At 43.2% G+C, this 13112-nt stretch carries 11 protein-coding genes and 1 riboswitch; all 11 genes read left to right on the forward strand.

Annotated features, from left to right (window positions below):
- The first annotated feature begins 40 nt into the window (after window positions 1–40).
- The 11 genes from ACOV1Q_RS05215 (at window position 41) to ACOV1Q_RS05265 (ending at window position 13093) form a co-directional block, all read left to right on the forward strand.
- Window positions 41–2134: a HEPN domain-containing protein gene (locus ACOV1Q_RS05215; RefSeq protein ID WP_424493304.1), complete on the forward strand. Its 2094-nt coding sequence runs from the start codon at window positions 41–43 to the stop codon at window positions 2132–2134.
- Window positions 2127–2912 (forward strand): uroporphyrinogen-III C-methyltransferase, encoded by a 786-nt coding sequence (cobA, locus tag ACOV1Q_RS05220; protein WP_424493305.1) that lies wholly within the window; start codon window positions 2127–2129, stop codon window positions 2910–2912. Before ACOV1Q_RS05215 ends, cobA begins: the two co-directional genes overlap by 8 nt.
- Window positions 2913–2918: 6 nt before the next feature.
- Window positions 2919–3512, forward strand: a complete 594-nt coding sequence (locus tag ACOV1Q_RS05225) for a precorrin-2 dehydrogenase/sirohydrochlorin ferrochelatase family protein (protein ID WP_424493306.1) — start codon at window positions 2919–2921, stop codon at window positions 3510–3512.
- The gene (locus ACOV1Q_RS05230; RefSeq protein ID WP_424493307.1) at window positions 3505–4569 is read left to right on the forward strand and encodes an NAD(P)/FAD-dependent oxidoreductase; all 1065 of its coding nucleotides are present in this window, start codon (window positions 3505–3507) and stop codon (window positions 4567–4569) included. The genes ACOV1Q_RS05225 and ACOV1Q_RS05230 overlap by 8 nt, the downstream gene beginning before the upstream one ends.
- A gap of 127 nt (window positions 4570–4696) precedes the next feature.
- On the forward strand, window positions 4697–5119 hold the full coding sequence (locus ACOV1Q_RS05235) for an OsmC family protein (RefSeq protein WP_424493308.1): 423 nt from the start codon (window positions 4697–4699) through the stop codon (window positions 5117–5119).
- Window positions 5119–5616, forward strand: a complete 498-nt coding sequence (locus ACOV1Q_RS05240; protein ID WP_424493309.1) for a hypothetical protein — start codon at window positions 5119–5121, stop codon at window positions 5614–5616. The genes ACOV1Q_RS05235 and ACOV1Q_RS05240 overlap by 1 nt, the downstream gene beginning before the upstream one ends.
- Window positions 5617–5709: 93 nt before the next feature.
- Window positions 5710–5817, forward strand: a riboswitch (SAM riboswitch).
- 49 nt (window positions 5818–5866) lie between these two features.
- Complete coding sequence (locus tag ACOV1Q_RS05245) at window positions 5867–6883, forward strand: homocysteine S-methyltransferase family protein (protein WP_424493310.1); 1017 nt, start codon at window positions 5867–5869, stop codon at window positions 6881–6883.
- Window positions 6884–6888: 5 nt separating this feature from the next.
- Complete coding sequence (locus ACOV1Q_RS05250) at window positions 6889–10041, forward strand: vitamin B12 dependent-methionine synthase activation domain-containing protein (RefSeq protein ID WP_424493311.1); 3153 nt, start codon at window positions 6889–6891, stop codon at window positions 10039–10041.
- Window positions 10042–10263: 222 nt separating this feature from the next.
- Window positions 10264–11220: a methylenetetrahydrofolate reductase [NAD(P)H] gene (gene metF / locus ACOV1Q_RS05255; protein WP_424493312.1), complete on the forward strand. Its 957-nt coding sequence runs from the start codon at window positions 10264–10266 to the stop codon at window positions 11218–11220.
- A 23-nt stretch (window positions 11221–11243) separates the two neighbouring features.
- The gene (locus ACOV1Q_RS05260; RefSeq protein ID WP_424493313.1) at window positions 11244–12344 is read left to right on the forward strand and encodes an acyloxyacyl hydrolase; all 1101 of its coding nucleotides are present in this window, start codon (window positions 11244–11246) and stop codon (window positions 12342–12344) included.
- A complete protein-coding gene (locus tag ACOV1Q_RS05265) occupies window positions 12341–13093 on the forward strand; it encodes a head GIN domain-containing protein (RefSeq protein ID WP_424493314.1) in 753 nt (250 codons plus the stop codon). Before ACOV1Q_RS05260 ends, ACOV1Q_RS05265 begins: the two co-directional genes overlap by 4 nt.
- Window positions 13094–13112 lie beyond the last annotated feature (19 nt).

Genomic DNA, 13112 nt, shown 5'->3' on the forward strand with positions numbered 1-13112 from the left:
CTTTTTGACCTAATTAGTTGGAGGGACAAATCCAGAGAATATGCAAAGTTTTAGAACCGAAATTGAAAATCCTGTTGTTGAAAAAGACATCATAGATTTAGAGAAAAAGATCAGGTTGTTTCGTGAAGGAAAGGCCGATGAAGAGAAATTCAGGAGCTTACGCCTTGCCCGTGGCGTTTACGGCCAGCGGCAGGCGGGCGTGCAAATGGTTCGTATAAAAATGCCGTTTGGGAAAGTTACTTCGGAACAATTACACAGGATTGCAGATGTTTCCGATGAATATTCTCGCGGAAGGCTGCATATTACCACCCGTCAGGATATCCAGATCCATTATGTGAGCCTTGACCGTACGCCCGAATTATGGGCGCAACTGGAACGGGATGATATTACGCTACGGGAAGCCTGTGGGAATACGGTGAGGAACATAACCGCTTCTCCAACTGCCGGAATCGATCCAAAAGAACCTTTTGATGTGTCTCCTTATGCGCATGCTACTTTTCAGTTTTTTCTTCGGAACCCGATCTGCCAGGAAATGGGACGAAAATTCAAAATGTCCTTTTCATCTTCCGAAGAAGATACCGCTCTCAGTTACATCCACGACCTCGGATTTATTGCCAAACTGAAAGACGGAAAACGCGGATTCAAGGTGATGCTGGGCGGCGGACTCGGTTCCCAGCCACGGCATGCCGATGAACTTTATGATTTTCTTCCTGCGGAAGAATTAATACCGCTTATTGAAGGAGTGCTTCGGGTTTTTGATCGTTACGGTGAACGCGCAAAAAGACTAAAGGCAAGAATGAAATTTCTCATAAAAGATATTGGAAAAGAGGCTTTTATGGAGCTGGTAGAAGAGCAAAAAACTGCCATTTCAGGAAAGCAGCCTACGTTTGAAATAGAGAAATTTGAAGCTGCGCCGCCGCTTCAGGAGGTGGAAGTGCCTTCCGTAGAAATAGAAGACCAGAAGGAATATGAAACCTGGAGAAGTACAAACGTTCTTCCGCAGAAACAGGAAGGCTTATTTGCTGTGGGAATCCGGGTTCCGTTAGGAGATTTTTACACCGGCGGAGCAAGAAAATTGGCCGATTTGGTAAAAAAATACGCCGGAAACGAGATAAGGCTTACGCTTAGGCAGGATATCCTTATCCGTCACGTGAGGGAAGAATTTTTGCCATTCTTCTATTCAGAATTGAAAAAGCTTGGTTATGCCGAAGCCGGCTATGACAAAACAGTTGACATCACCGCATGTCCCGGCACCGATACCTGTAATCTCGGTATCGCCAGCAGTACGGGAATTGCCGATGTGCTGGAGGATGTATTAAAAGAAGAATATCCGCAATTTATATATGGTCGTGACATCACGATCAAGATCAGCGGATGTATGAATGCCTGCGGACAGCATAATATGGCTGAGATCGGTTTTCAGGGAATGTCAATTAAAGTCGGGAAGACGGTGGCTCCGGCCCTGCAGGTGCTGCTTGGCGGCGGAACGCTGGGTGACGGGAACGGCCGGTTTGCAGATAAGGTGGTGAAAGTTCCAAGCAAACGCGGTCCTGAAGCATTAAGGCTGTTGTTGAACGATTTTGAAGCAAATTCTGAAGCAGAAGAAAAATATGCTGAATACTATGATCGCCAGGGCAAAACTTATTTCTATGATTTGCTGAAGGATCTTGCTGATACTTCCAATCTCACTGAGAATGATTTTGTGGACTGGGGACACGAAAAGCCATACATAAAAGCCGTGGGGGTGGGCGAATGTGCCGGCGTGGTAATAGATCTTATTGCAACGCTGCTTTTTGAAAGTGAGGAGAAAATAGATAATGCCAAAAGCGCGCTGGAGCGAAAAGACTGGGCAGATAGTATTTACCATTCTTACACATCCATAGTGAATTCTGCTAAAGCGCTTTTACTGGCAGACGATATCTCCACGAATACACAGGCGGGGATCATCGCGCAATTTGATGAGCACTTTGTTGATACAGGAAAGATTGAACTATCCACTTCTTTTAAAGAATTTGCTTATCAGTTGAATGAAAATGAGCCGAAAGAGGCCTTTGCAATAAAATATCTTGAAGACGCGCATTTGTTTCTGAAAAGAGTTGATGCATATAGAACGAAGGAGGTACAGCATGTTTAATTCACCAAAACTTACAGTTGTAGGTGCAGGGCCGGGAGATCCTGAATTGATCACCATTAAAGCCGTAAAGGCTTTAGAGTCCGCTCAGGTGGTGCTTTATGATGCGCTTATAAACCGCGAACTGCTGGATTATGCGCCACAGGCGGAGCATATCTTTGTTGGAAAACGCAAAGATAAACATCGTTATTCCCAGGAAGAAATTAACGAACTTATTGTGAAATATGCCTTGGAAAGAGGTCATGTAATAAGGCTTAAAGGTGGCGATCCTTTTGTCTTCGGAAGAGGTTCAGAGGAGATTAATTACGCCAAAAGCAAAGGTCTCGATACAGCAGTAGTTTCAGGAATCACTTCATCTATCGCGGTTCCGGCTAATGTTGGAATTCCGCTAACGCAAAGGGGAACCTCAGAAAGTTTCTGGGTAATTACCGGCACCACAACTCAGCGTAAATTATCTGATGATGTTCGGCTGGCGGCACAATCTACCGCGACGGTTGTGATTTTGATGGGAACGGGCAAGCTGAATGAGATTGTTGAAATATTCAGCCATTTCGGAAAAGAAGATATACCCGTGGGAGTAATTCAGAATGGAACTACGATAAATGAAAAATCGGGCTTCGGAACTATAAAAACTATTGAAAAAGTAGTGGCTGAAAAACAATTAACCGCACCGGCAATTATCGTGATTGGCGAGGTGGTAAAGGAAAGAAATGAATTAAAGGCAGTTATGGGAAATGCGATTGAAGAAACAAAATTGATAAATTCCCCCATCGGGGGCTAGGGGGCTATGGAAGAAAGAAATGAACTATACCCCGTATTTCTGAAAGTCAGCAAGCTGAATATTCTGGTGGTTGGCGGCGGAAATGTGGGACATGAAAAACTGCATTTTCTTTTTAAATCCAGTCCGAATGCGAACGTGGAAATTGTAGCAAAATGGTTCCTTCCGGAAACGGAAGAGCTGGCAAAAAAGCACGGGACAAAATTATTTAAAGGCAGGTATAAGAGAAAATATCTCAAGAAAAAGCATTTTGTAATTGCCGCCACGAACGATGCAAAGCTGAACAAGCGGGTGCACCGCGATGCAAAAAAGCGCTTTCTATTGGCAAATATTGCCGATACACCAGAGCTCTGCGATTTCTACATGGGCGGAATTGTAAATAAAGGGCATGTGAAAATTGCCATTTCAACCAATGGAAAATCTCCCACAACGGCAAAAAGGCTGCGCCAGTTTTTTGAAGAGGTGATCCCTGAAGATGTGAACCGAATGGTGCAGAATTTAAATGAATACCGCAAATCCATCAAAGGCGATTTTGAAGCCAAAGTGGAACAAATGAATAGTATAACCGAATCCTTAACAGTAAAGAAAGAGCAAAATGATTAAAACAGATATCCTGATAATAGGAGCAGGACCCACCGGATTGTTTACCGTTTTTGAAGCGGGATTGTTAAAGTTAAAAACACATTTAATAGATGCTTTGCCACAGCCGGGAGGCCAATGTTCAGAGATTTATCCTAAAAAACCCATTTATGATATTCCGGCGTTTCCGGAAATTCTTGCGGGAGATCTGGTGGGCAATCTAATGGAGCAGATTAAGCCGTTTGAACCCGGATTCACCTTAGGGGAACGTGCCGAAACTCTGGAAAAGCTGGAAGACGGAACTTTCAATGTCACTACTAATAAAGGCACGCGACATCACGCTCCCGTGGTGGCAATTGCGGGAGGTTTAGGATCTTTTGAGCCACGAAAACCGCCTATTAAAAATATTGGGGATTATGAGGACAAAGGTGTTTCATATTTTATTAAAGATCCTGAAGTGTACCGTGACAAAAGAGTGGTGATCGCAGGAGGAGGAGATTCTGCCTTAGACTGGGCGATTTATCTGGCCGATGTTGCTGCGGAAGTGGCCCTGGTACACAGAAGAAATGAGTTTCGTGGAGCGCTGGATTCCGTAGAAAGGGTTTCTGAACTGGCCAAACTTGGGAAAATCGAAATCATCACCAATGCTGAAGTTGTAGGTCTGCGGGGAGAAGATAAACTGGAACAGGTGGTAATCCGTCATAAAGACGAAGCCAGGGGCGAAGAGTTTAAAGAAGTAGATGATTTTATCCCACTTTTCGGACTCTCACCGAAGCTCGGGCCGATTGGCAGCTGGGGATTGGAAATTGAGAAAAATGCTATTAAAGTAGATAATTCTTACGATTACCAGACAAATATTCCCGGTGTTTATGCCATTGGTGACGTGAATACTTATAGAGGGAAACTAAAATTGATCCTTTCAGGATTTCATGAAGCAGCCATTATGTGCCAGAGTGCTTACCAGAGAATTTTTCCTGATAAGAAGTATGTTCTTAAGTATACCACTGTTGGCGGTGTGGAAGGATTTGACGGTAGCAAAAAAGAAGCAAAGCGGGAAGTGGTACAAAGCATAGAAGTTTAATTACACTAAGATTCTTTTACGTTTGGTCAAGCTGAACTTTTTTCAGCTTCCTCTAGAATTCCAAACAAGTTTACAATGACCGCATGGCAATAGAGCAGAATTTCTAACTTTGCTGAAAATTGTAAAAATGAAGATCAATCTAAAAAGAATCAACGAAAACTACCTTTTTGAAACCAAAAATGAACGCGGTGATGTCGTGCTGCTGGATAATAAATCTGAGGTAGAGCCACAGGGTTCAAGCCCCATGGATCTTATTTTGCGTGGTATTGCCGGGTGCAGCAGTATAGATGTGGTAATGATCCTGAAGAAGCAACACCTGGAGCTGGATGATCTTCAGGTGGAAGTGGAAGGATTTCGCGAAGACGGGGCGATCCCGAATGTCTTTAAAAAGATACATTTGAACTTTATCTTGAAAGGCGAAGTTCCGGAAGCCAAAGCCCTTCGTGCGGTGAAATTATCAATGGAAAAATATTGTTCGGTATCCAAAATGCTGGAGAAAGCAGCTGAAATATCTTACGAGGTAAACCTGAACGGGAATAAAATAAGCTAATGAATTCCTTTAGCACCAGGATTATCAGGACATGGGAACCTGCAGCATGGGTTGAAGTTCTAATTGTTGTGCTGCTTTTAGCAAGCGCGGCCATTCTGTACATTTTTAATGTTCAGAATGCAATCATAAACACAAGTGCTAAAATTAGCTACGCCATGGCCATGTTTTCGGCTTTAAGTCTGTCATTTCTGAAGCCTAGGAACCTAGGAGAGATTGACATTTCAGAAGACGAAGTAAAAATTGTTTTTAAGAATGACATTTTACGGTTTTCTACTGCGGATATTAAAGAGATTGGCTTCAATGACCGCGGATATACTGGCTTTTGGAAAAGTTTGCTCTATACAAATAAAAATCATTTGCATTTTATGACCAGTTCAGGTGAAAAGTTTGATTATGAGATCGCTATTGTCAGCCTTCAGAAGAAAGAAGAGCTTTCTGTATTTTTGAATAAACTGGGATCTCCCGGAAAATTTTCAGAAAACAGGAAAAAAATGTAATTTTAGAGACTTCAGCTCCATAAAATTTTCTCAAATCACTTGCTTTTTATAGGCTTAGTCCTATATTTGTTCATTAAGTTCATAACATTAATGTCGTTATCAAGAAAGGTTGAGGGAATAGACCCGTTGAAACCTTGGCAACCCTCCTGTAATGGGAGAAGGTGCTACGTTCTACCCTGTATTTGCTGGGATAGATAACAAAAGAACACTTCCTATCTTCTTTTTTTGATAATGATTTGAAATCATCAAGATGTCAAAATTAGAAGAATTACTTTCTCAAAAAATACTGGTTTTAGACGGCGCCATGGGCACCATGCTTCAGGAATATAAATTTTCTGAAGAAGATTTTCGTGGAGAACGTTTTAAAGACTGGCCGGTTTCCTTGCAGGGAAACAACGATTTGTTGTCTATCACCCAACCGGAAGCCATCGCTGAAATTCACCGCAAATATTTTCTTGCCGGGGCAGATATTGTAGAAACCAATACTTTCTCCGGAACTACCATTGCCATGGCCGATTATAAGATGGAAAAGCTCGTATATGAGCTTAATTATGAGTCGGCTAAAATAGCAAAACAGGTAGCACAAGAACTTACCGCTGAAAATCCTGATAAACCCCGTTTTGTGGCCGGCGCCATGGGACCTACCAACAAAACCGCCAGTATGTCGCCAGACGTGAACGATCCAGGCTACCGTGCTATTTCTTTTGAAGAACTAAAAGTTGCATACCAGCAGCAGGCGCGAGCGTTAATTGAAGGCGGGGTAGATGTTTTACTCGTGGAAACCGTTTTTGACACCCTCAACGCGAAAGCCGCCTTGTTCGCGATAGATGAACTGAAGGAAGAGCTTGATTTTGATATTCCCATTATGGTGAGCGGTACGATAACTGATGCCTCGGGAAGAACCCTTAGCGGCCAGACGGCGGAAGCTTTTCTAATTTCTGTCTCTCATATTCCGTTGTTAAGCATTGGATTTAACTGTGCTTTGGGTGCCAAGCAGCTTACGCCACACCTGGAGGTGTTAAACCGCTATGCCAAATCGGGAGTTTCGGCATATCCCAATGCAGGGCTGCCAAATGCTTTTGGGGAATACGACCAGGACGATGAGGAAATGGCGTCGCAAATAAAGGAATACCTTGAAAAAGGGCTGGTAAATATTATTGGCGGCTGCTGCGGAACAACTCCTGCCCATATCAAAGCCATTGCCGAAATTGCCAAAAATTACCAGCCAAGGCCGCTTTCAATTAATCTACAACCGGAAAGCATTTAATTAGCATGTTAGAAGAAATAAATTCAAACGAAATAAAACAAAAAGACTCCTCCCCATTGGGGAGGCCCGGAGGGGCCATACGACCTTTAAAGCTTTCAGGGCTGGAGCCGCTCGTAATCACGCCGGAAAGCAATTTTGTGAATGTTGGGGAGCGTACTAACGTTGCAGGTTCCAAGAAATTCCTGCGGCTCATCAAGGAAGAAAAATTTGATGAGGCGCTAGATGTGGCCCGGGATCAGGTTGATGGTGGCGCACAGATTATTGACATCAATATGGACGATGGCCTTATTGATGGAAAAGAGGCCATGGTGAAATTTCTGAACCTGCTGGTAGCCGAGCCGGACATTGCCCGTGTTCCTATTATGATAGACAGCTCAAAATGGGAAATTATCGAGGCCGGCCTGCAGGTGGTGCAGGGGAAATGTGTGGTGAATTCCATCAGCTTAAAGGAAGGGGAAGAAGAATTTCTTTCCCATGCCCGAAAAATCAGGAGATATGGCGCCGCCGTGATCGTGATGGCTTTTGATGAAGTTGGCCAGGCCGATAATTATGAACGGCGGGTGGAAATTGCCAAGCGCTCCTATGATCTCCTCGTAAACAAGGTAAAATTTCCGCCAGAAGATATCATTTTTGACCTGAATATTTTTCCTGTGGGAACGGGAATGGACGAGCATAAGCGAAATGCCATAGATTTTATTAAAGGCACACGCTGGGTGAAAGAAAATCTTCCGCATTGCAGTATAAGCGGTGGCGTGAGCAATGTTTCCTTCTCTTTCCGCGGAAATAATCCCGTGCGCGAAGCCATGCATTCCGTTTTTCTTTATCATGCCATTAAAGCGGGGATGAATATGGGAATTGTGAATCCGGCGCTTTTGGATGTGTACGATAATATTCCGAAGGATTTACTTGAGCATGTGGAAGATGTTATTTTAGACAGAAGAGACGATGCCACAGAGCGTTTACTTTCTTTTGCTGAAAATGTTGTGGGCACCACCAAAGAAAGCAAAGTAGATCTTTCCTGGAGGGAAAAACCACTGCAGGACAGGATTACCCATGCCCTTGTTAAGGGAATTGATGCGTACATTATTGAAGATGTTGAAGCTGCCCGTCTGGAAGCAGATAAGCCAATTGAGGTCATTGAAGGAAACCTGATGATTGGGATGAATGTGGTGGGCGATCTCTTCGGAAGCGGAAAAATGTTCCTGCCGCAGGTGGTGAAATCGGCGCGGGTAATGAAGAAAGCGGTGGCTTATCTTTTACCTTATATTGAAGAGGAAAGAAAGAATCAAGCCCCCCAATTCCCAAAGGGGGAGCAATATTGGCGCACTGCAGAGCCGGCGCTTTATGGGCTAATGAAAGAGTTTGCCCGAAAAATGCGCTACGAGAAATCAACTAAAGCAGAACGGGTGCTATGGGAGGCTCTAAGCAATAAAAAACTGGAAGGATATAAATTTCGGCGTCAACATATCATTGGTAGTTATATAGCAGATTTTGTATGCCTGAAGGAGCATTTAATTGTTGAGGTTGATGGTTTAATCCATCAGCACCCGGAGTACAAAAAAGGTGATGAAGAGAGGACAAATTGGCTTAAGGAACAAGGATTTCGTGTGATCCGGTTAACCAATGAGGAAGTTTTAGCAGATAATGAAAAAGTACAGAAGAAAATTCTGCGAGAATTAAAAAAAGCTCCCCCATCGGGGGCCGGGGGGGCAGGAAAAGTGCTAATGGCGACGGTAAAGGGCGATGTGCACGATATTGGTAAAAATATTGTAAGCGTTGTGCTGGGTTGTAATAATTATGAAATTATAGATTTAGGAGTGATGGTGCCTCCCGAAAAAATTATAGAAACCGCCAAAGCTGAGAACGTTGACGCCATAGGTTTAAGCGGTTTAATTACTCCATCGCTGGACGAAATGGTTTTTCTCGCGAAAGAAATGCAGCGGCAGAATTTTGAAGTTCCGTTGTTAATTGGCGGCGCCACGACTTCCAAGGCTCACACTGCGGTAAAAATTGATCCGCAATATAAATTTGCGGTGGCCCATGTAAATGACGCTTCCCGCGCCGTTACCGTGGTGGGAGATTTGCTGAAGGAAAGCACCCGCGAAAAATATAAAAGCGACCTGAAGGCCGAATATGATAAATTCCGGGCGAACTTTAAGAAAAGGAGCAAGGTGAAAAGCTTTTTGAAGCTTTCGGAAGCACGTAGAAATAAGTACAAAATCGATTGGGAAACTACTTCCATTCTTAAGCCGAATAATCCAGGGGTGCAGGTAATTGAAGAATTTGACCTTAGAAAGCTGGAGAAATATATCGACTGGTCCCCTTTTTTCAGAAGCTGGGATCTGCACGGCCGCTATCCGGATATTTTAAAAGATGATAAAGTTGGAGAACAGGCCCAGATATTGTTTGACGATGCCCAGGTTTTGCTGAAAAGAATTCTAGATGAAAAACTGCTGGAAGCAAAGGCGATTTTCGGCATTTTTGAGGCTAATTCTGTCAATGACGATGATATTGAAGTTCGCTATATGGAAGGTTCCGAAGAAAAAACAAAACTTTTTAGAACCCTAAGACAGCAACTAAAAAAGCACGGAGAAAAGCCAAATTTCGCCCTGGCCGATTTTATCGCCCCAAAAGAAAGCGGGGTTCAGGATTATCTGGGCTTTTTCTGTGTGAGTACAGGCTTTGGTACGCAGGAATTGGCATCAGAATTTGAAAAAAATCACGATGATTATAATTCCATAATGATCAAGGCCCTGGCCGACCGTTTAGCGGAAGCTTTCGCGGAATATTTGCATGAAAAAGTACGAAAAGAAGATTGGGGTTATGCTTCGGAAGAGAATTTGAGCAACGAAGCGCTGATCAAGGAAGAATACAAAGGTATTCGGCCTGCCCCAGGTTATCCTGCCTGTCCCGATCATTTGGAGAAAATCAGCATCTGGGAACTGTTGAAAGTTGAAGAGAAAATTGGAGTTAAGTTAACCGAAAGCCTGGCGATGTGGCCCGCGGCAAGTGTTAGCGGTTATTATTTTGCCAATACTGAAGCAAGGTATTTCGGACTTGGAAAAATTAAGGAAGACCAGGTGAAGGATTTCGCTGAAAGAAAAGGTGTCAGCTTTGAAAAAGCCGAAAAATGGTTAAATCCCAATATTGCAGATTAAAGAACTGGAGCCTGAATAATTAGATGTCATCCTGAACTTATTTCAGGATCTTATTATAAGAAGCTGAAACAACTTCAGCTTGACGTAGATGTATTTTTCGAATAAACCAATTATCAGACGTCATCCTGAATTTATTTCAGGAGCTCGTTTTAAATAGCTAAAAATAAATTCAGCCTTACTAAATTTTATCAGGCGAATGGAATGAGAAAGAACACCAAATCAATGAAAATAACCGAACACATAGAAGCCGCAAAAGACAAAACCTTATTCTCCTTTGAAATTCTACCTCCTCTAAAAGGGCAAAATATCGAGTCAATTTATAAAGGCATTGATCCATTAATGGAATTTAATCCGCCCTTCATCGATGTGACTTATCATCGGGAAGAGTATGTCTATATTGAAAAAGGCAACGGACTCCTGGAAAAGAAGATTGTAAGGAAACGTCCCGGTACAGTCGGAATTTGCGCTGCCATACAGAGTAAATACGGCATAGACGCCGTGCCGCATATTCTATGTGGTGGATTTACAAAAGAAGATACAGAAAATTTTCTGATTGACCTGGATTTTCTGGAGATAAAAAACGTGATGGCGCTTCGTGGCGACGCTGTGAAAAGTGAGATATACTTTAAACCTGAAGCTGGCGGAAATTGTTTTGCCAATGATCTTGTACAGCAGATTGCTGATATGAACCGAGGGAAATTTCAGGACGAAGCTTTGGAAAATAGTCATCAAACAGATTTTTGTATTGGGGTGGCCGGTTATCCCGAAAAGCACATGGAAGCACCAAGCCTGGAAAAAGATGTGGAGAGGGTAAAAGCCAAAGTAGACGCGGGAGCCGAATACGTGGTAACCCAAATGTTCTTTAACAACACAAAATTTTTTGAATTTGTGGACAAGTGTCGTGAAAAAGGAATTAGCGTTCCTATTATTCCCGGGTTAAAACCCATTGCGACCAAGCGGCAGCTTACTATGATTCCGCATCGTTTTCATGTGGATCTTCCCGACGCTCTTACTCTAGAAGTTGAAAAATGCAGCAATAATGAAGAAGTTCGGCAGGTGGGAATCGACTGGTGCATTCAGCAAAGCAAAGAACTTGTTGCGGCCGGGGTGCCGGTGCTGCACTATTATTCCATGGGTAAAAGTTCTAATATTCAGAAAATCGCGGCAGCTGTTTTTTAAATAATTGGGTACATTTGCGGGCTATGAAGAAAACCGCTTTTGTCCTCTTTTTCTTTTGTTTTGGATTGGTGTACGGCCAGCAGGAGCAGCAGAAGCGCTATGCTGTCGAGATGAATTATTTCTACGGGAATATCCTTGAGCACAATCCGCACATTTCTCACTTGATCACAGGTCATCCCGAAGGTCTCCTCCTTAGCGTGAGCCAGAAGACCAACGGCAGGGAAGCCTGGGAGAGCCGCTATAATTATCCCGATGTTGGTTTTTCTTTCACGTATCAGGACATGAAAAATCAATACCTGGGCGATAACTACGGTATTTACGCGCACCTCGGATTCTACTTTTTGAATCGGAATCTGTTGTTCAAGGTCGGGCAGGGGCTGGCAATGACCACAAATCCTTATCATCCCGATGATAATTACATCAACAATGCCTACGGTTCCAGGATCATGAGCTCCACCTTTTTCAGCGGAAATTTTGTTAGGGAAAATATTTTCCGCGGGATAGGTTTTCAGGCGGGATTATCCCTGGTTCATTATTCCAATGCCGATTTCAAATCGCCCAATAACAGCACCAATACGGTCGCGGTGAATGTGGGACTCAATTATCTTCTGGATCATGAAAAGCCAATGAAATATATTCCGAAGGCCTCAGAAGAACGATATACTGAGCCTGTTCACTTTAATTTTGTGCTGCGCAGCGGTTTCAACACCATTGGGATCATAGGTTCAGAATCTTATCCTTTTTTGACATTTTCGGCATACGCAGATAAAACCATCAGCCGCAAAAGCACCTTACAGGCCGGCGCCGAATTTTTCCTTTCCCGCGCCATGGAAGAATATATTTATTACCAGTCGGTCACCTTTGCTTTTGGAGACACCGAAGGAGACGAAGATTCGCGGCGTGTGGGCGCATTTATCGGGCACCAGCTTACCTTCAGGAAACTTTCTGTGATCACTCATGCGGGATATTACGTGTATTATCCTTATGATAATTACGTGGATCCGCTTTATCTTAGAGTTGGTCTACAACGGCCTATTTATAAAGATTTATTTGGATCGGTCACTGTTCGTGCGCATGGTGCAAATGCAGAAGCAGTTGAATTTTCAATAGGATACAGGTTATGAAAAAGGCATTTTTGACGATTTTTCTGGTTTTGATCTTCGCCGCTTGTAACGAAGAAGATGCACCCGACTGTTTTCAAACCGCGGGAAAAATGATAAGTGAGGAGGTGGAATTGCCAGCTTTTGAAGAACTCATTGTCTACGGAAGGATCAAGCTGTACATTGAGCAGGGAGAAGAACAGAAGGTAGTGATAAAATCGGGTGAAAATCTAATTTCTGAAGTGACTGCCGAAGTTCAAAACGGGCGACTAAGTCTTCGGAATGGCAATGAATGTAACTTTTTTCGAGAGTACGATCTTACCAGCGTTCATATAACGGTTCCTAATCTTAGCTGGCTTCAGAATGCGGGAAATAATACCATAGAAAGTGTTGGAGAATTGCACTTTCCGGAGATCTGGCTAAGGTCATTTAACCAGGAAAAAGATCCGGAGATCTATACGAATGGCGATTTTGATCTTCATCTTGTTTCAGATTATGTGCGAATCACCAGTGATAATTATTCCAATTTTTTTCTCACCGGAGAGACCAGATATTTTGACGTTTACATCGCCGATGGGGATACAAGACTGGAAGCGGCAGATTTTCCTGCAGATATTGTTGAAATTCAGCATCGCGGAACAAATAAATTAATTGTGAATCCGCTGCAAACCATAAAAGGAGAGATTCGAAGCACCGGCGATGTAATTTCTGTGCGCCGACCCGAAAATGTGAGCATAGAAACCTTCTACAGCGGAAAACTGATTTTTCAATAATTCCGCGGAAAAATATTCC

Origin of the sequence: Salinimicrobium maris (assembly GCF_049680855.1) — a bacterium.
In the GTDB taxonomy this organism is placed as follows: domain Bacteria; phylum Bacteroidota; class Bacteroidia; order Flavobacteriales; family Flavobacteriaceae; genus Salinimicrobium.